Genomic DNA, 17,337 nt, shown 5'->3' with positions numbered 1-17,337 from the left:
TTACAGTTTCGAGACGGCAACGTGTTGCAGCAGGGCCTCGACCGACACATGCATCACGTCGGTAAAGGGCTTGGGATAGATCCCCATGTACAACACGGCGATCGCCATCACGCCAAGAATCACGAATTCGCGGCGGTTGATATCGGTCAGTGCGCGCACGTGGTCATTGGCGACATCGCCCAGGACCACACGCTTGACCATCCACAGCGAATACGCGGCGCCCAGGATCAGGGCGGTGGCGGCCAGCAGGCCGATCCAGAAATTGTGCTGCACCGCGCCCATGATCACCATGAATTCGCCGACGAACCCGCTGGTGGCCGGCAGGCCGCTATTGGCCATCGAGAACAGGATGAAGAACGTCGCGAAGCGCGGCATCACGTTGACCACGCCGCCGTAGTCGGCGATGCGGCGCGAGTGCATGCGGTCATACAGTACGCCGATACACATGAACATGGCGCCGGACACGAAGCCGTGGGAGATCATCTGCACGATGGCGCCTTCGACGCCCGCCGTGTTGAAGATGAAGAAACCCAGCGTCACGAAGCCCATGTGGGCGACGGACGAATAGGCCACCAGTTTCTTCATGTCGTCCTGGACGATCGCGACCAGGCCGATGTAGATCACGGCGATCAGCGACAGCGTGATCATCATGCCGGCCAGGCTGTGCGAGGCGTCGGGGGCGATCGGCAGCGAGAAGCGCAGGAAACCGTATGCGCCCAGCTTCAGCATGATCGCGGCCAGCACGATGGAGCCGCCCGTGGGCGCTTCCACGTGAGCATCCGGCAACCACGTGTGGACCGGCCACATCGGCACCTTGACGGCGAAGGCCGCCAGCAGCGCCACGAAGATCAGGACCTGCGGGGTGAAGCCCAGCTTGGTCTGCTGCCACGTCAGGATGTCGAACGAACCGCCCGAGGCATGCCAGAGGTAGACGAAAGCAACCAGCGTCAGGAGCGAGCCCATCAGCGTGTACAGGAAGAACTTGAACGCCGCATACACGCGGTTCGCGCCGCCCCAGACGCCGATGATGATGTACATCGGGATCAGGGTGGCTTCGAAGAACACATAGAACAGCATGCCGTCCAGCGCGCAGAACACGCCCACCATCAGACCCGAGAGGATCAGGAAGGCGGCCATATATTGGGCGACGCGGCTGGTGATGACTTCCCAGCCGGCCAGCACCACGATGATCGTGATGAAGGCGGTCAGAAGGACGAACCACATCGAGATGCCGTCGATGCCCAGGTGGTAATTGACGTTGAAGGCCTCGATCCAGGAGGCCTTCTCCACGAACTGCATGGCGGCCGTGGAAGAATCGAAACCGGTGTAGAGCGGGATCGTGACGACGAAACCGGCGATTGCGCCGACGAGCGACAGGCCGCGCGTCAGGCCGGGACGGTCGTCACGGCCCACCGCCAGCACCAGCAGGCCGAATACGATCGGGACGAAGATCGCAAGCGTGAGCCAGGGGAAAGTGTTGGATGCCATCTCGCTTGCCATCATTGGGGAATCAGCACAAAGAAAGTCACCAGCGCCATGACGCCGATGATCATTGCGAACGCGTAGTGATAGATGAAGCCGGACTGCAGGTGACGGCTGACCGCTGCCACCCAACCCACCAAGCGGGCGCTACCGTTGATCAGGAGGCCGTCGATGATGCCGCGGTCGCCGGTCTGCCACAGGCCGCGGCCCAGGCAACGCATGCCGCGCGCGATGACCTGCTCGTTGACCCAGTCCACGTAGTACTTGTTCTCAAGCACCTTGTTCACGAATGACAGGCGCGACTTGATCGCGGCCGGAACCTTCGGATTGATCAGATAGCAGTACCAGGCAATGACGAACCCGGCGACGACCAGCCAGAACGGCAGCGTACGGAAGGCGTGCAGGCCATAGGCCACCCAGCCGTGCCATTCCTCGCTCAGCACGTGCATGGCGGGATGCTGCAGCGGCAGCACCTTGATGGCGCCGTCGAAGAACTTGCCGAACAGCATCGGGTCGACCGCCCAGGCGCCGATCAGCACCGACGGGATCGCCAGCAGAACCAGCGGCAGCGTGACCACCCAGGGCGATTCATGCGGCTTGCCGCCATGATGGCCGTGGCCATGGTCGTCGTGGCCATGGTCGTCGTGACCGTGCGCATCGTGGCCGTGGCCATGATCGCTGGTGTCGAAACGTTCCTTGCCGTGGAAGACCAGGAAGTACACGCGGAACGAGTACAGCGAGGTCACGAACACGCCGATCAGCACGGCGTAGTAGGCAAAGCTCGCCCCCCATACCGTTGCGTGGCCAGCGGCTTCGATGATGTTTTCCTTCGAGTAGAAACCCGAGAAGAACGGCGTGCCGACCAGCGCCAGCGTGCCCAGCAGGAAGGTGATCCAGGTGATGGGCATGTACTTGCGCAGGCCGCCCATGTTGCGGATGTCCTGGTCATGGTGCATGCCGATGATCACCGAACCCGCGCCCAGGAACAGCAGGGCCTTGAAGAACGCGTGGGTCATCAGGTGGAAGATCGCCACCGAGTAGGCCGAGGCGCCCAGCGCAACCGTCATGTAGCCCAGCTGCGACAGCGTGGAGTACGCGACGACGCGCTTGATGTCGGTCTGGATGATGCCCAGGATGCCCAGGAACAGTGCGCCGATGGCGCCGATCACGATGATGAACGACAGCGCCACGTCCGACAGCTCGAACAGCGGCGAGAAACGCGCGACCATGAAGATGCCGGCCGTCACCATGGTGGCGGCGTGGATCAGCGCGGAGATCGGGGTCGGGCCTTCCATCGAGTCGGGCAGCCAGGCGTGCAGCGGAACCTGAGCCGATTTGCCCATGGCGCCGATGAACAGGCAGATGCAGGCAACCGTCAGCAGCATCCAGTCGGAACCCGGCAAGGTCATCGTGGCCAGCTTGTCGGCCTGCGCGAAGACTTCACCGTAGTGCATCGTGCCGGCATAGGCGAACAGCAGGCCGATGCCCAGGACGAAGCCGAAGTCGCCGACGCGGTTGATCAGGAATGCCTTCATGTTGGCGAAGATCGCCGTGGGGCGCGTGTACCAGAAGCCGATCAGCAGGTACGACACCAGGCCCACCGCTTCCCAGCCGAAGAAAAGCTGCACCATGTTGTTCGACATCACCAGCATCAGCATGGAGAACGTGAACAGCGAGATGTACGAGAAGAAGCGTTGATAGCCGGGATCATCCGCCATGTAGCCGATGGTGTAGATGTGCACCATCAGCGACACGGAGGTCACCACGACCATCATCATGGCCGACAGCGGATCGATCAGGAAGCCGATTTCCAGCTTGGTCTGGCCGATCAGGCTCCAGGTGTAGACCGCGCCGTCGAAGCGCAGGCCATTGAGCACGTCGGCCAGCACCACCACCGAACCGATGGCGGAGATGAGCACGCCCAGAATGGTGATGACGTGCGAGGCGCGGCGCCCGATGGGCCGGCCAAGAAAGCCGGTGCCAAAAAGGCCCGCGAGGATTGCTCCGGCCAGCGGTGCCAGCGCGATGAGCAGGTAGAGATTGGGTGAGCTAGACATTTTCTTCCAATACCCCGTCAGCCCTTCAGGCGATCGAGTTCGTCAACGTTGATCGTGTTCAGGTTGCGGAACAGCAGCACCAGGATGGCCAGGCCGATCGCCGCTTCGGCGGCGGCCACGGTCAGGATGAAGAACACGAACACCTGGCCGGCGGTGTCGCCGAACCAGCTGGAGAACGCCACGAAGTTCATGTTGACGGCCAGGAGCACGAGCTCGATGGACATCAGGAGAATGATCAGGTTGCGGCGGTTCAGGAAGATGCCGAAGATCCCGATCGCGAACAGGATCGCCCCGAGGATCAGATAGTGGGCCAGCGTCAGCGTCATTCTTTTTCTCCTTGGGGCGCGGCGATGCCGTTCGAGGCGTCACGCTTGGCCTGGGCACGCTCGCTCTGGGCGGGCATGCTCACCATGCGGAAGCGGTCCTTCGAGCGGACGCGGACAGCGGCGACCGGGTCGTTGTACTTCACGTCGCGGCGGCGGCGCAGGGTCAGCGCGATCGCGGCGACCATGCCGACCAGCAACAGGGCGGCACCGACTTCAACGGCGTAGACGTACTGCGTGTACATCGCCTCGCCCAGTGCGCGGGCGTTGTTGTAGTCGCTGGCGACCGGCGCCTGCGGACCCGCGCCATACCAGATGGAGCCCAGCACGAAGGACACCTCCAGCACCAGCACGAGACCGATCACCAGGCCGAGCGGCAGGTAGGTCTTCATGCCGACGCGCAGGGTATCCATGCGGATATCCAGCATCATCACGACGAAGAGGAACAGCACCATCACGGCGCCCACGTAGACCAGCACCAGCAGCAACGCGAGGAACTCGGCGCCCAGCAGCATCCACAGCATGGCTGCGTTGGAGAAGGCCAGGATAAGGTGCAGGACCGCGGTGACCGCGCTGCGCGCGGTGATCACGCGGAAGGCCGCGATCACCAGCACGGCGGCCAGTATGTAAAAAAGGACAGTGGTAAAAGTCATGGATCAGACCCTGGGCTTCAACGGTAAGGAGCGTCTTCGGCCCGGCGGCGGGCGATGTCGGCTTCGTAGCGGTCGCCCACGGCGAGCAGCATGTCTTTGGTGAAATACAGGTCGCCGCGCTTTTCGCCGTGGTATTCGTGGATATGCGTTTCCACGATCGAGTCCACGGGGCAGCTTTCCTCACAGAAGCCGCAGAAAATGCACTTGGTCAGGTCGATGTCGTAACGCGTGGTGCGGCGGGTGCCGTCATCGCGCTGGTCCGACTCGATCGTGATCGCCAGCGCCGGACACACCGCTTCGCACAGCTTGCACGCGATGCAGCGCTCTTCCCCGTTGGGGTAGCGGCGCAAGGCATGCAGCCCACGAAAACGCGGCGACGCCGGCGTCTTTTCCTGGGGGTAGCGCAAGGTGACCTTACGCTTGAAAAAATACTTGCCCGTCAGGCGCATGCCCTTGAGCAATTCGGTCAGCATCAAACTGCCGAAGAAATCCTTGATCGCTTCCATATCCTGCCTCTGCTTGGCGGCTTAGCGCCAAATGTTCCAGGGCGTCTGCATCCAGATCGCCACCACGACCAGCCAGACGCCGGTCAGCGGGATGAAGATTTTCCAGCCCAAGCGCATGATCTGGTCGTAGCGGTAGCGCGGGAACGAAGCCCGGAACCACACAAACAACGAGACCACGAAGAATGTCTTGAGACCCAGCCAGATCCAACCCGGAATCCAGGTCAGCGGCGCGATATCGATCGGGGAAGCCCAGCCGCCCAGGAACATGATCGATGCCATGCACGACAGCAAGATCATGTTGGCGTATTCGCCCAGGAAGAACAGCGCGAACGCCATGCCCGAGTACTCGACCATGTGGCCGGCCACGATTTCCGATTCGCCTTCCACCACGTCGAACGGGTGGCGGTTGGTTTCGGCAACGGCCGAAATCACGTAGATCACGAACAGCGGCAAGAGCGGCAGCCAGTTCCAGGACATGAACGTCAGGCCCTTGTCGGCAAACCAGCCGCGGTTCTGGACATTCACGATCTCGGACATGTTCAGGCTGCCGGACACCAGCAGCACCGTCACCAGCACGAAGCCGATGGCCAGTTCATACGACAGCATCTGCGCCGAGGCGCGCAGCGCGCCCAGGAAGGCGTACTTGGAGTTCGATGCCCAGCCGGCGACGATCACGCCGTACACGCCGATGGACGTGATGGCCATGATGTACAGCAGGCCGGCGTTGACGTTGGCCAGCACGATGTCCGGGCCGAAAGGCACCACCGCCCAGGCAGCCAGCGCGGGCATCAGCGTGACCACGGGGGCCACGACGAACAGCACCTTGTTGGCCTGGCTGGGAACGATGACTTCCTTGGTCAGCAGCTTGAACACGTCGGCAAACGGCTGCAAGAGCCCCCTGAAACCGACGCGGTTCGGACCCAGGCGCACGTGCATGGCGCCAATCATCTTGCGTTCCCAATACGTCAGGTACGCCACGCACAAAATGATGGGCACGGCGATGACCACGATCTTGATGAGGGTCCAGAGGACCATCCAGACCGTCGGGCCCAGCAATGCCTGACCGTGGCTTTCAAGAACATTGAGCCATTCCATCAGGCACGCTCCACGCTGATTTGACCGAATGCGCCACCCAGGGCTGCGGTGTTTTCAAAGGCTGCGGAGATACGCACGGCGCGATCGGCCACGGCATCGTCCTGCACGGTTTCGAGTTCGACGGCGCCCTGTCCGTCCGACACGCGCACCTTGACGCCGGCCGTCAGGCCAAGGCTGGTGAGCGTGCGGCCGTTCATGGCGGCAGCCGGTTTCTTCGATGCCGGGGAGGCTTGCAGCGGCTCGGAACGGCGGACCATTGCGTCGGTCCGGTAGATCGGCACATCGGCCACGCGTTCCAGGCCGGTGGCGGCCTGGCCCAGGCCAAGCGGAGCCTTGATGTCGTTCGACAGGCGGCCTTCGATGCCACCGGCCAGCGCGGCATCGCGCACGGATTCGGAGGTTTCGTCGTCGAAGCCAGCCAGATGCAGGACGTTGCCCAGCACGCGCAGGACCTTCCAGCCCGGACGAGTCTGGCCAAACGGCGTGACCGTGCCCTTGAAGCTCTGGGCCAGGCCTTGCGCGTTGACGAAGGTGCCCGAAGTTTCGGTGAAAGGCGACACCGGCAGCATCACGTCGGCCCACTCGGCCGCGGCCGAACGGTAAGGCGTGAGCGCCACCGCGAACTGCGCGCCGCGCAGCGCGGCGATGGCCTGCTGGCCATTGTCGGCGTCCAGCAGCGGCTCGGCATGCAGCACCACGTAGGCCTTGAGCGGCTCGGCCAGCATGGCGGCGGCGGTCTTGCCGCCCTTGCCCGGCACGGCGCCGGCGAGATAGCCGCCGACGGTGTTGCCACCCGAGGTCAGGAAGCCGAACTTGCCACCGGCCAGATCGGCCACGGCGCGGCCGTTGGCGGCCAGCGTCGATGCCTGGGCGCTGGCGACGGCCAGATTGCCCACCAGCACGGCGGTGTTGGCGCCGGAAGCCAGGCTGGCGGCGATGAGCTTGGCGTTTTCGCCGGGCGTGACCGAGGCGAACTCGGCCGGCACGGACTGGTCCTTGGCTTGCGCCAGGGCGACGGCCACTTCGGCCAGCGCGCGCGCCAGTTCGGAGGGCGCCACCGTGACGCGAGCGGTCACGGGCATCAGGGGATCGTCGGCGGCGCTGTCGACCATCAGGATCTGCGTGCCGCGCTTGGCGGCCTGACGCAGGCGCTGGGCCATCAGCGGATGATCCTTGCGCAGGAACGAGCCCACGACCAGGACGCGGTCCAGGTTGTCGAGTTCGGCGATGGGCATGCCCAGCCACGGCGCGCCCGTGAGCGCGGCATCAAAGGCCGGGTCGGTCTGACGCAGGCGGAAGTCGATGTTCTCGGAACCCAGCGCGCGGACCAGGCGGCCCAGCAGCGCGTACTCTTCAGTGGTGGCGTATTCGGACGCCAGCGCGCCGATCTGGCCGGCGCCGAAGCTGTCGCGAACGCGCGACAGACCCTGGGCAACGGCCTGCAGGGCGTCGGCCCAGGAGGCTTCCTGCCACTTGCCGTCGGTGCCCTTGATCATCGGCGCGGACAGGCGGTCTTCGCTGTTCAGGCCTTCATACGAGAAACGGTCGCGGTCGCTGATCCAGCATTCGTTGACGGCTTCGTCTTCGAACGGAACCACGCGCATCACGCGGTCGCCCTTGACCTGGACCACCAGGTTGGCGCCCAGGCTGTCGTGCGGGCTGACCGAACGGCGGCGAGCCAGTTCCCAGGTGCGCGCGCTGTAGCGGAAGGGCTTGGAGGTCAGCGCGCCCACCGGACAGATGTCGATCATGTTGCCCGACAGTTCGGACTCGATCGAGCGGCCCACGAAGGTCGTGATCTCGGAGTGTTCGCCACGGCCCAGCATGCCCAGTTCCATCACGCCGGCGATTTCCTGGCCGAAGCGCACGCAACGGGTGCAGTGGATGCAGCGGCTCATTTCCTCGGCGGAAACCAGCGGACCCAGGTCCTTGTGGAAGACGACGCGCTTTTCCTCTTGGTAACGCGAGGAAGAGCCGCCGTAGCCCACGGCCAGATCCTGCAACTGGCATTCGCCGCCCTGATCGCAGATCGGGCAGTCGAGCGGGTGATTGATGAGCAAGAATTCCATCACCGACTTCTGAGCGGCGCGGGCCTTCTCAGAGCAGGTGTGGACGACCATGCCGTTGGTCACGGGCGTGGCGCAGGCGGGGAGCGCCTTGGGCGCTTTTTCCACTTCAACCAGGCACATCCGGCAGTTCGCCGCGATGGACAGTTTCTTGTGGTAGCAGAAATGCGGCACGTAAAGCCCGACTTTCTGGGCGGCATGCATGACCATGCTGCCTTCGGGCACTTCGACCTTGTTGCCGTCGACGGTTAGTTCAACCATTGCTGTTCCTGAGACCTACAGATATTGCGGGACCACACAAGACTTATGCTCGATGTGGTGCGCGAATTCGTCGCGAAAATGCTTGAGGAAGCCACGGACGGGCATGGCGGCGGCGTCACCGAGGGCGCAGATGGTGCGGCCCATGATGTTCGCTGCCACGTTGTCCAGCAGTTCCAGATCTTCCGGACGGCCATGACCGTTTTCGATGCGGTGCACCATGCGGTAGAGCCAGCCGGTGCCTTCGCGGCAAGGCGTGCACTGGCCGCAGCTTTCCTCGAAATAGAAGTACGACAGGCGCAGCAGCGACTTCACCATGCAGCGCGTTTCGTCCATGACGATCACGGCGCCCGAGCCCAGCATCGAGCCGGCCTTGGCGATGGAGTCATAGTCCATCGTGCATTCCATGATGACGTCGGCAGGCAGAACCGGCGCGCTCGATCCGCCAGGGATCACCGCCTTCAGCTTCTTGCCGCCGCGCATGCCGCCCGCCAGTTCCAGCAGGGTCGAGAACGGCGTGCCCATCGGGATCTCGTAGTTGCCCGGACGCTCGACGTCGCCGGTGATCGAGAACAGCTTGGTGCCGCCGTTGTTCGGCTTGCCGACTTCGAGGTAGGCCTGGCCGCTGTTGCGGATGATCCACGGCACGGCCGCGAACGTTTCCGTGTTGTTGATCGTGGTGGGCTTGCCGTACAGGCCGAAGCTGGCCGGGAACGGCGGCTTGAAGCGCGGCTGGCCCTTCTTGCCTTCCAGCGACTCCAGCAGCGCGGTTTCTTCGCCGCAGATGTAGGCGCCATAACCGTGGAACGCGTGCAGCTGGAAGCTGTAGTCGGAACCCAGGATCCGGTCGCCCAGGAAACCGGCGGCGCGCGCCTCTTCCAGGGCTTCCTCGAAGCGCTCGTAGACTTCGAAGATTTCGCCGTGGATGTAGTTGTAGCCGACGCTGATGCCCATGGCGTAGGCCGCGATCGCCATGCCTTCAATCACGATGTGCGGATTGAAGCGCAGGATGTCGCGATCCTTGAACGTGCCGGGCTCGCCTTCGTCGGAGTTGCAGACCAGGTATTTCTGGCCCGGGAACGCGCGCGGCATGAAGCTCCACTTCAGGCCGGTCGGGAAACCCGCGCCGCCACGGCCGCGCAGGCCCGAGGCCTTGACTTCGGCGATCACGTCTTCCGGCTTCATGCCGGTGGTCAGGATCTTTTTCAGGGCTTCGTAGCCGCCGCGCTTGACGTAATCGGCCAGGCGCCAGTTGGCGCCGTCGACGTCGGCCATGATCTGCGGCTGGATGTGCCGGCCGTGCAGGCACATCGAATTGGAGGGGTCGTTCAGCGGGTCGGGATCCAGCCCTTGCGCGAACTGCTTGTAAAGGTCGGGCGCGTTCATGCCGACTCTCCTTCAACCTTGAGGGCCGCGACCAGCGCGTCCAGCTTCTCGTCGGTCATGCGCACGCACATATGCTTGTTGTTCACGATCAGCACGGGGGAATCGCCGCAAGCGCCCATGCACTCGCCTTCGACCAGGGTGAACTGGCCGTCGGCGGTCGTCTGACGATAGTCGACGCCCAGCTTGCGCTTGAGGTATTCGCCGGCACGGTCGCCATCGCGCAAGGCACAGGGCAGGTTCGTGCAGACGGCGATCTTGTTCTTGCCGACGGGCTTGACGTCGAACATGTTGTAGAAAGTGGCGACTTCCTGGACCGCGATGGGCGGAACGCCAATGTAGTTGGCCACATCTTCAATGACTTCGGTAGCCAACCAGCCCTTCTCTTCTTGCGCGATGGCAAGCGAGGCCATGATGGCGGACTGCCGCTGGTCGGCCGGGAACTTCGCGAGTTCACGGTCGATTTTCTGGTAGGCCTGTTCGGAAAGCAGCATAGTTTGAATCCGGGTTATGCGGGCGTGCTCGTGACTGTCTGGGCGGATCAGCGATCGATTTCGCCGAAAACGATGTCCTGCGTACCAATGATGGTGACGGCGTCGGCGATCATGTGACCGCGCGACATTTCATCCAACGCTTGCAGGTGGACAAAGCCGGGGGCCCGAATCTTCAGGCGGTAAGGCTTGTTGGCGCCATCCGACACCAGATAGATGCCGAATTCGCCCTTCGGGTGTTCCACCGAGGCGTAGGCCTCGCCCGGGGGCACGTGGAAGCCTTCAGTGAAGAGCTTGAAGTGATGAATCAGCTCTTCCATGTTGGTCTTCATGGCGGTGCGCGACGGCGGGGCGATCTTGTGGTTCTCGATCATGACCGGGCCGGGGTTGTTGCGCAGCCATTCCACGCACTGGCGGATGATGCGATTGCTTTCGCGCATCTCGGCGATGCGGACCAGATAGCGGTCGTAGCAGTCGCCGTTGACACCCACGGGGATGTCGAAATCGAGCAGATCGTAGACTTCGTAGGGTTGCGTCTTGCGCAAGTCCCAGGCCACGCCCGAGCCGCGCAGCATCGGGCCGGTGAAGCCCAGTGCCTTCGCGCGTTCGGGATCGACCACGCCGATGCCGACCAGGCGTTGCTTCCAGATGCGGTTGTCGGTCAACAGCGTTTCGTATTCGTCGACGCAAGCCGGGAAGCGGTTGGTGAAGTCTTCGATGAAGTCCAGCAGCGATCCCGAACGCGCGTCGTTCATGATGCGCATTTCCTTGTCGCCCCGGAACTTGCTGGAGTCGCCGTACTGCGGCATGGTGTCCGGCAGGTCGCGGTAGACGCCGCCCGGGCGGTAGTACGCAGCGTGCATGCGCGCGCCCGAGACCGCTTCGTAGCAGTCCATCAGGTCTTCGCGTTCACGGAAGGCATACAGGAACACCGCCATGGCGCCCACGTCCAGCGCGTGCGAACCCAGCGACATCAGGTGGTTCAGGAGACGGGTGATCTCGTCGAACATCACGCGGATGTACTGCGCGCGCAACGGGGCTTCGACGCCCAGCAGCTTCTCGATGGCCATGACATAGGCGTGCTCGTTGCACATCATGGACACGTAGTCCAGGCGGTCCATGTAGGGCAGCGCCTGGATGTAGGTCTTGTGTTCGGCCAGCTTCTCGGTGGCGCGGTGCAACAGGCCGATGTGCGGATCGGCGCGTTGGATCACTTCGCCGTCAAGCTCCAGCACCAGACGCAGCACGCCGTGCGCGGCCGGGTGTTGAGGACCGAAGTTCAGTGTGTAGTTCTTGATATCTGCCATGATTCAACGCCCCATGCCGTAGGTGTCTTCGCGCACCACGCGCGGGGTGATCTCGCGCGGATCGATCGTGACCGGCTGGTAAATGACGCGCCGCTGTTCGGGGTCGTAGCGCATTTCGACGGTGCCCGACAACGGGAAGTCCTTGCGGAACGGATGGCCGATGAAGCCGTAGTCGGTCAGGATGCGGCGCAGATCCGGATGGCCTTCGAAGACGATGCCGTACAGATCGAAGGCTTCGCGCTCGAACCAGCCCACGGTCGGCCAGCATTCCATCAGCGAGGCCACGATGGGGAATTCGTCGTCGGCGGCCCAGGTGCGCACGCGCAGGCGCCAGTTGTTCTCGATGGAGAGCAGATGCGCCACCACGGCATAGCGCGAGCGGTGGATCCGGACGTTCGCTTCCTCGGGGAGCTGGCGCGTGCCATTGCCCCACGTCAGGTAATCGACGCCGCAGAGGTCGATACAGGTTTCAAAGCGCAGGCCGGCTTCGGTGCGCAGCTTGTTGCAGACGGCGAACCATTGTTCCGCCGGCACTTCGAGCGTCAGCTCGCCCAACGCCTCGGTCAGCGCGATATCCGCGCCGAGGGTGGTCTGCAAATTGTTTTTCAGGGATTCGAGCCTGGTCATCATCTTGTACGCTTAGGTGAACCGATACGCTGGTTTCGAAAGGTCCGCGGCGGCTGAGCCTGCCATCGGACCGGACGAACGATCAGCGCGCAATCGTGTTGGTCAGACGGATCTTGTTCTGCATTTGCAGCAAGCCGTAGACCAGCGCCTCGGCCGTGGGCGGGCAGCCCGGCACGTAGACGTCTACCGGTACGATGCGATCGCAGCCACGGACCACCGAATACGAGTAGTGGTAGTAGCCGCCGCCATTGGCACAGGAGCCCATGGAAACCACCCAGCGCGGCTCGGGCATCTGGTCGTAGACCTTGCGCAGCGCCGGCGCCATCTTGTTGCACAGCGTGCCGGCGACGATCATCAGATCGGACTGGCGGGGGCTGGGCCGGAAGATGATGCCGAACTGGTCCAGGTCATAGCGGGCCGCGCCCGCGTGCATCATCTCGACCGCGCAACAGGCCAGACCGAAGGTCATGGGCCACATGGAGCCCGTCTTAGCCCAGTTAAGGAACTTGTCGGCGCTGGTGGTGATGAACCCTTGCTTGAGAATGCCGTCTATAGCCATATTCGTCTCTGATAGCGTGCTGTGAAAAAACCCGGCGGGTTATTCCCAGTCCAGCGCGCCCTTTTTCCATTCGTAGATGAAGCCGACGGTCAACACGGCTAGGAAAACCATGACCGTCCAGAAACCGACGAGTCCGACCGTGCCCTGGGCAATGGCCCACGGGAACAGGAACGCGATTTCCAGGTCGAAAAGAATGAACAGAATCGCCACCAGGTAGTAGCGCACGTCAAACTTCATGCGAGCGTCTTCGAAAGCTTCGAAGCCGCACTCATAGGGCGACAGCTTCTCAGCGTAAGGACGCCGCGGGCCAAGGAGGGAGCCGGCCGTTAGAAGCGCGAACCCGATAAGGGTGGCCACTACGATAAACAGCAGGACGGGAAAATACTGTTGCAGGTTCATTCAGGCGTCCGTCAAATGCGCAAACCTTAGGATTGTAGCATTCGCGTGGTTACTTCCGGCTGAACTCTGTAGCTTGAATAGCGGGTGAAAGACTGCATTCCTCAAATGGAACAATCGCAGCTTTCGAGAGCGATGCCGCAGCTTACAGCACGCGGCTGACATGCACCTTCCGGAAGCAAAAAAACCAAGCCGCGAATAAAAAAAACCACCCCGGAGGGTGGTTTATGCGAACGGACCGAGGCCCGTTCGCACGCTTTCGCTTTGAATAATCCAGACAGGGCTTGCGCCCTGCATTGGATTAGAAGCGGTGGCGGATACCGACGCCGACGGCGGTCGACTTGATGTCGTCCAGGAAGGCGTAGTTGGTGGCATACGAACCGTAGGCGTACAGGTTCGTACGCTTGGACAGGTCGTAGGTGTAGCCCAGCGAGTAGACGTTCATCGTCTCAGCACCGTTGATACGGTCGTTGCTGGGGTCAACCATTTGCCACGAACCGAACAGCTTGCTTGCGCCGCCGATCGGTGCGGACAGGCCGACCATGTACGAGTTGGCCTTGAAGCCATCAGCAAAGATGTTGGTGCCGATGCTCAGGGAACCGGTGCCGGTGTTCGTGCCTTGACCAGCGAACCAGCCGTCGGTCGTGCGAGCATAGGCCAAGGCCAGCTTCACAACTTCGAAGTCATACGAAGCGCCGAGCGCGTACATACGCGGGGTGGCGTCTTGGTCAGCAAACACCGACTTGTTCGCGGCATTCAGCTGATCGTACGAGAAAGCGACGTTCAGAGGACCGTTCACGTAACGCAGACCGGTCGTGATGGCGCGGGTGTTGTCAGCCGTTTTCCAGCCGGTTTGATCCGCATTCTGGTCATCAGCATTGAACGAGTAACCAATGCCGAACTGGAAGCCGCTGAACGACGGGGTCTGATACATGACCATGTTGTCGTAGCGGTTCGTGTTGGCAGCGCTCAGCGAAACGCCGATGTTAGCTTGACCGAAGCCAGCGCCGAACGGGTCGATCGAGCCGAAGTACTTCGACGCGATGTTGGTTTGGCGACCGAAGTCCAGTTGGCCCCAGCTGTCGCTGGCCAGACCGACGGTGGCTTGACGGCCGAACAGGCGGCTGTTTTGGCCGGACTTGCCGTTACCCGAATCAAAGCCGGATTCCAGTTGGAAAACAGCGCGCAGGCCGTCACCCAGGTCTTCCGAACCACGCAGACCCCAGCGCGAACCGTTCTGGACGCCGTTGATCATGCCGAAACGGCTACCGTTCAGAGCGTCGGGACCACCGCTGATCTTGTTGTAGCCGAGGCCCGTGTCGATGATGCCGTACAGGGTGACAGACGTTTCTGCCTGGGCGACACCGGCAAAACCGGCGAGCAGGGCGGCAGCGAGCAGAGTCTTTTTCATTTAAGAAATCTCCGTTGATTTGAGTGACAAGAGCAGCAATCCAGCAAACCAGCCTGCCGCCCCCCTAACTCCGCGAAGGGAAGTTGACGCTATTGCATCAAAAATCAGGGGGGATGGCTACGGTCGGCGTCAGAAAAGTGCTTGTTTGCGACAGGCTTGTTGGGATCTTGCAACATCGCGCTGATGCTTCTCGATCGAGGCTAGGGCTTTCCCTAGTCAAACAAGCCGAGGCCGCAACCATGCGACTTTCAGCCCTGCCCCCAATTATTGAGGCCATTTGGAAGCCGATCTTTCAAACCTCTTTCACTATCGGCTTTGTCGGGATTTGGCGACAAACCGGTGCGGCAACGGCCGGCCGGTCCCTGTGTTCCATCGTATACACGGGACGGTCAAATAACATTGTTATTAATAAAAATCGTCGATATTATTGGGCTCATCGACATCCCGATATGCGCCATGCCCTCCCCCACGCCTCGATCCGACCGCAATGAACGCCTGAGTGCGCTGCGCCGCCAGATCATCCTCGACGCCGCGCGGCGCGCCTTCGAGCGCGACGGGCTGGAAAAAACCACCATTCGGGCAATCGCCAAAGAGGCAGGCTGCACCACGGGCGCCATTTATCCGTGGTTCGCGGGCAAGGAAGCGCTCTATGGCGTGCTGCTGGGCGAATCGCTGCAACGGCTGCATGCGCACCTGGCGGACGCGGTTTCCGCTGGCGCGCCCGAATCGGCCGCGCGCAACGCCATCTGCGCCTTCTTCCGCTATTACGCCGAGCGGCGGACGGACTTCTCGCTGGGCATGTACCTGTTCCAGGGGCTGGGCCCCCGCGGGTTGGGCCGCGACATGGATGAAAAGCTCAACTCCCGGTTGCGGCAATGCATCGACCTCATCGGCCTGGCCTTGAAGCGCACCAAATCCTGGGAGCCCGCGGCCATCGAGGCGGAACAGATGAACACCTTCACCTATCTGATGGGCCTGTTGCTGCTGCTGCATACCCACCGGCTGAAATCCCTGGGCCAGCAAGCCGACTCGCTGCTGGACAACTACTGCGACGCCTTGGAGCAACGATGACCGCAACCGCCCTCGCCTCCCAGCCCGGCGCGCCTCTGATCAGCCTGACCGACTTTCACATCCTGCTGGCCGACCAGCATCCGTTCTCGTTGCTGCTGGGCATCGACGTGCTGGAAATCGGCCGTGGCACGGCGCACGCGGTGCTGCCCGCGCGGGACATGCACCAGCGCCTGGGCGGCATCGTCGCCGGCCCCATGCTGATGGGGCTTGCGGACCTGGCGATGTATGCGGCGGTGGTGGGAGCGACCGGACAGGCCCACGCGGTCACGGCCAGCCTGACCATCAATTTCCTGCGCAAGAGCCCGGCGGGCGCGATTCACGCCCATGCCCGGCTGTTGAAGGTTGGGCGGCTGTCCGCCGGAGAGGTTGTCCTGACCGGAGAAGGCTCGGACGAGCCGGTGGCCCATATCGTGAGCACGTGGTCGGTGCCCAAGCCATGAGCCTGCGCGTCAGCATCGTCGGCATGGGCGCTCTTGGCACGCGGGCCGCGCGGCGGCTGCTGGCGGCCGAGCCGGACATCGCATTGACGCTTTACGACATCGAGGCCGGGCGCTGCGAGGACTTCCGTGGCAGCGCCACGCTGGCCACGTCCGCGCGCGAAGCCTTGGCGGAGTCCGACACCATCGTGCTGGCGCTGCCCCACGAACGGGAGATCGACCGCACGCTGGAACGATTCAGCGACGGCGAGGTGACCGCCCCCATCGCCGGCAAGCTGATTGTCGACCTGGATCCGCCGTCCGTCGAGCGTGCGCTCCGGCTGGACCGTGCGATCACCCGGGCGGGCGGACGGTACGCGCCGGCGCCCTGGCCGGTCAGCAGCAATGTCGGCGCCGAAGCCCGGTTATTGGATGCCTTGAGCCGTTCCGCCTGACGGGCGCACGCGTTCCACCACGGCGACGCAAAGCGCCATCCACCCCAGGCTGACGGCCAGCCCCGCCGCCACGTCGCTCGCAAAATGCACTTGCAGCAGGATGCGGCTCAGGCCGATCGCCATGATCAGCGCGGCCGCGATGGCCACGCACGGCATGCGCCAGGCCGGCGGTGCCAGGCGCCACAGCAGGTAGCAGGCAGTGCCGTACACGGCCATGGAGGCCGACGAGTGCCCGCTGGGAAAACTCCATCCCGCCGCGCTGGCGTAGCCGTGGTCATGCTCCGGGCGCACACGCTCGAAGGTGTGCTTGAGCAGCCAGTTGAGCGCGCCGCCCATGCCGGTCGCGATGGCGCAGAACAGCGCCAGGGGCCATTGGCCGCGCCAGAGCAGGTAGACCGTCATCAGCACGCTCAGCACCGTCAGAAGATTGCGGTCGCCCAGGTAAGTGAACCAGGACAGCAGCCATAGCAGCGATGTCGACATCGACATGCTCAGGGCATTGGCCAGCGCGCCGTCGAACGCCACCACCGCGCCCCGGCTCTCCACCGCCTGGGCCAGCACGAGAAAGAGCGCGAACGAAGCGCACGTGGCCGTCGCGAACAGGATGCCGCGGCCGCCCGCCGGCAGCCTGAGGTAGCCGCGGACGAAAAGCAGCGCCAGCGCGCCGGTCAGAAGCGGCAGCGCCACAAAGAGATGCGGGGCATGGGCCGCGGCCCATGCCGTGTAGACGTCGATCATGAATTGCCATCAATAAGAAAAGTGCGCCCGGCCGCCGGCAAAG

At 63.1% G+C, this 17,337-nt stretch carries 18 protein-coding genes; 3 read left to right on the top strand and 15 right to left on the bottom strand.

Annotated features, from left to right (window positions below):
- The 14 genes from ASE30_RS12980 to ASE30_RS12915 all read right to left on the bottom strand — a co-directional run bounded on the left by ASE30_RS12980 (position 1) and on the right by ASE30_RS12915 (position 14,614).
- Positions 1 to 1,503: an NADH-quinone oxidoreductase subunit M gene (locus tag ASE30_RS12980; RefSeq protein ID WP_057284717.1), complete on the bottom strand. Its 1,503-nt coding sequence runs from the start codon at positions 1,501 to 1,503 to the stop codon at positions 1 to 3.
- A complete protein-coding gene (gene nuoL, locus ASE30_RS12975) occupies positions 1,500 to 3,539 on the bottom strand; it encodes an NADH-quinone oxidoreductase subunit L (RefSeq protein ID WP_057284716.1) in 2,040 nt (679 codons plus the stop codon). Before nuoL ends, ASE30_RS12980 begins: the two co-directional genes overlap by 4 nt.
- Positions 3,540 to 3,556: 17 nt before the next feature.
- Positions 3,557 to 3,865, bottom strand: coding sequence for an NADH-quinone oxidoreductase subunit NuoK (gene nuoK, locus ASE30_RS12970; RefSeq protein ID WP_006217969.1), 309 nt, complete (start codon positions 3,863 to 3,865; stop codon positions 3,557 to 3,559).
- Positions 3,862 to 4,515 (bottom strand): NADH-quinone oxidoreductase subunit J, encoded by a 654-nt coding sequence (locus tag ASE30_RS12965; RefSeq protein WP_057284715.1) that lies wholly within the window; start codon positions 4,513 to 4,515, stop codon positions 3,862 to 3,864. Before ASE30_RS12965 ends, nuoK begins: the two co-directional genes overlap by 4 nt.
- A 17-nt stretch (positions 4,516 to 4,532) precedes the next feature.
- The gene (gene nuoI / locus ASE30_RS12960; RefSeq protein ID WP_008161196.1) at positions 4,533 to 5,021 is read right to left on the bottom strand and encodes an NADH-quinone oxidoreductase subunit NuoI; all 489 of its coding nucleotides are present in this window, start codon (positions 5,019 to 5,021) and stop codon (positions 4,533 to 4,535) included.
- A 21-nt stretch (positions 5,022 to 5,042) separates the two neighbouring features.
- Positions 5,043 to 6,116 (bottom strand): NADH-quinone oxidoreductase subunit NuoH, encoded by a 1,074-nt coding sequence (nuoH, locus tag ASE30_RS12955; protein WP_057284714.1) that lies wholly within the window; start codon positions 6,114 to 6,116, stop codon positions 5,043 to 5,045.
- The gene (gene nuoG, locus ASE30_RS12950) at positions 6,116 to 8,443 is read right to left on the bottom strand and encodes an NADH-quinone oxidoreductase subunit NuoG (RefSeq protein WP_057284713.1); all 2,328 of its coding nucleotides are present in this window, start codon (positions 8,441 to 8,443) and stop codon (positions 6,116 to 6,118) included. Before nuoG ends, nuoH begins: the two co-directional genes overlap by 1 nt.
- 15 nt (positions 8,444 to 8,458) lie before the next feature.
- The gene (gene nuoF, locus ASE30_RS12945) at positions 8,459 to 9,826 is read right to left on the bottom strand and encodes an NADH-quinone oxidoreductase subunit NuoF (protein WP_057284712.1); all 1,368 of its coding nucleotides are present in this window, start codon (positions 9,824 to 9,826) and stop codon (positions 8,459 to 8,461) included.
- Complete coding sequence (gene nuoE / locus ASE30_RS12940; RefSeq protein ID WP_057284711.1) at positions 9,823 to 10,317, bottom strand: NADH-quinone oxidoreductase subunit NuoE; 495 nt, start codon at positions 10,315 to 10,317, stop codon at positions 9,823 to 9,825. The genes nuoF and nuoE overlap by 4 nt, the downstream gene beginning before the upstream one ends.
- 47 nt (positions 10,318 to 10,364) lie before the next feature.
- A complete protein-coding gene (locus tag ASE30_RS12935) occupies positions 10,365 to 11,621 on the bottom strand; it encodes an NADH-quinone oxidoreductase subunit D (RefSeq protein ID WP_057284710.1) in 1,257 nt (418 codons plus the stop codon).
- A gap of 3 nt (positions 11,622 to 11,624) precedes the next feature.
- Positions 11,625 to 12,251 (bottom strand): NADH-quinone oxidoreductase subunit C, encoded by a 627-nt coding sequence (locus tag ASE30_RS12930; protein WP_057284709.1) that lies wholly within the window; start codon positions 12,249 to 12,251, stop codon positions 11,625 to 11,627.
- Between the two features lie 79 nt (positions 12,252 to 12,330).
- Complete coding sequence (locus ASE30_RS12925) at positions 12,331 to 12,807, bottom strand: NADH-quinone oxidoreductase subunit B family protein (protein ID WP_006217960.1); 477 nt, start codon at positions 12,805 to 12,807, stop codon at positions 12,331 to 12,333.
- 39 nt (positions 12,808 to 12,846) lie between these two features.
- Positions 12,847 to 13,206, bottom strand: coding sequence for an NADH-quinone oxidoreductase subunit A (locus ASE30_RS12920; RefSeq protein ID WP_006217959.1), 360 nt, complete (start codon positions 13,204 to 13,206; stop codon positions 12,847 to 12,849).
- 298 nt (positions 13,207 to 13,504) lie between these two features.
- On the bottom strand, positions 13,505 to 14,614 hold the full coding sequence (locus ASE30_RS12915; RefSeq protein ID WP_057284708.1) for a porin: 1,110 nt from the start codon (positions 14,612 to 14,614) through the stop codon (positions 13,505 to 13,507).
- A gap of 456 nt (positions 14,615 to 15,070) precedes the next feature.
- Here ASE30_RS12915 and ASE30_RS12910 point away from each other — a divergent pair, with 456 nt between their 5' ends.
- The 3 genes from ASE30_RS12910 to ASE30_RS12900 are packed head-to-tail and all read left to right on the top strand — an operon-like array spanning position 15,071 to position 16,556.
- Positions 15,071 to 15,685: a TetR/AcrR family transcriptional regulator gene (locus ASE30_RS12910; protein WP_057284707.1), complete on the top strand. Its 615-nt coding sequence runs from the start codon at positions 15,071 to 15,073 to the stop codon at positions 15,683 to 15,685.
- Entirely contained in the window at positions 15,682 to 16,125 is a 444-nt protein-coding gene (locus ASE30_RS12905; RefSeq protein ID WP_057284706.1) for a PaaI family thioesterase, read from the top strand. Before ASE30_RS12910 ends, ASE30_RS12905 begins: the two co-directional genes overlap by 4 nt.
- Complete coding sequence (locus ASE30_RS12900) at positions 16,122 to 16,556, top strand: NAD(P)-binding domain-containing protein (RefSeq protein WP_057284705.1); 435 nt, start codon at positions 16,122 to 16,124, stop codon at positions 16,554 to 16,556. Before ASE30_RS12905 ends, ASE30_RS12900 begins: the two co-directional genes overlap by 4 nt.
- On the opposite strand, the gene ASE30_RS12895 is transcribed toward ASE30_RS12900, so the two are convergent.
- Positions 16,527 to 17,294, bottom strand: a complete 768-nt coding sequence (locus tag ASE30_RS12895) for a phosphatase PAP2 family protein (RefSeq protein ID WP_057284704.1) — start codon at positions 17,292 to 17,294, stop codon at positions 16,527 to 16,529. The genes ASE30_RS12900 and ASE30_RS12895 overlap by 30 nt on opposite strands.
- Positions 17,295 to 17,337 lie beyond the last annotated feature (43 nt).

The organism is Achromobacter sp. Root83 (assembly GCF_001428845.1).
Lineage (GTDB): Bacteria > Pseudomonadota > Gammaproteobacteria > Burkholderiales > Burkholderiaceae_B > Achromobacter.
This window is presented reverse-complemented; position numbering and strand designations above follow the sequence as displayed.

What these genes read in the sequence shown, in the direction of transcription:
- ASE30_RS12980 (WP_057284717.1), bottom strand. Translation starts at nt 1,503, where the DNA reads ATGATGGCAAGCGAGATGGCATCCAACACTTTCCCCTGGCTCACGCTT.
- nuoL (WP_057284716.1), bottom strand. Translation starts at nt 3,539, where the DNA reads ATGTCTAGCTCACCCAATCTCTACCTGCTCATCGCGCTGGCACCGCTG.
- nuoK (WP_006217969.1), bottom strand. Translation starts at nt 3,865, where the DNA reads ATGACGCTGACGCTGGCCCACTATCTGATCCTCGGGGCGATCCTGTTC.
- ASE30_RS12965 (WP_057284715.1), bottom strand. Translation starts at nt 4,515, where the DNA reads ATGACTTTTACCACTGTCCTTTTTTACATACTGGCCGCCGTGCTGGTG.
- nuoI (WP_008161196.1), bottom strand. Translation starts at nt 5,021, where the DNA reads ATGGAAGCGATCAAGGATTTCTTCGGCAGTTTGATGCTGACCGAATTG.
- nuoH (WP_057284714.1), bottom strand. Translation starts at nt 6,116, where the DNA reads ATGGAATGGCTCAATGTTCTTGAAAGCCACGGTCAGGCATTGCTGGGC.
- nuoG (WP_057284713.1), bottom strand. Translation starts at nt 8,443, where the DNA reads ATGGTTGAACTAACCGTCGACGGCAACAAGGTCGAAGTGCCCGAAGGC.
- nuoF (WP_057284712.1), bottom strand. Translation starts at nt 9,826, where the DNA reads ATGAACGCGCCCGACCTTTACAAGCAGTTCGCGCAAGGGCTGGATCCC.
- nuoE (WP_057284711.1), bottom strand. Translation starts at nt 10,317, where the DNA reads ATGCTGCTTTCCGAACAGGCCTACCAGAAAATCGACCGTGAACTCGCG.
- ASE30_RS12935 (WP_057284710.1), bottom strand. Translation starts at nt 11,621, where the DNA reads ATGGCAGATATCAAGAACTACACACTGAACTTCGGTCCTCAACACCCG.
- ASE30_RS12930 (WP_057284709.1), bottom strand. Translation starts at nt 12,251, where the DNA reads ATGATGACCAGGCTCGAATCCCTGAAAAACAATTTGCAGACCACCCTC.
- ASE30_RS12925 (WP_006217960.1), bottom strand. Translation starts at nt 12,807, where the DNA reads ATGGCTATAGACGGCATTCTCAAGCAAGGGTTCATCACCACCAGCGCC.
- ASE30_RS12920 (WP_006217959.1), bottom strand. Translation starts at nt 13,206, where the DNA reads ATGAACCTGCAACAGTATTTTCCCGTCCTGCTGTTTATCGTAGTGGCC.
- ASE30_RS12915 (WP_057284708.1), bottom strand. Translation starts at nt 14,614, where the DNA reads ATGAAAAAGACTCTGCTCGCTGCCGCCCTGCTCGCCGGTTTTGCCGGT.
- ASE30_RS12910 (WP_057284707.1), top strand. Translation starts at nt 15,071, where the DNA reads ATGCCCTCCCCCACGCCTCGATCCGACCGCAATGAACGCCTGAGTGCG.
- ASE30_RS12905 (WP_057284706.1), top strand. Translation starts at nt 15,682, where the DNA reads ATGACCGCAACCGCCCTCGCCTCCCAGCCCGGCGCGCCTCTGATCAGC.
- ASE30_RS12900 (WP_057284705.1), top strand. Translation starts at nt 16,122, where the DNA reads ATGAGCCTGCGCGTCAGCATCGTCGGCATGGGCGCTCTTGGCACGCGG.
- ASE30_RS12895 (WP_057284704.1), bottom strand. Translation starts at nt 17,294, where the DNA reads ATGATCGACGTCTACACGGCATGGGCCGCGGCCCATGCCCCGCATCTC.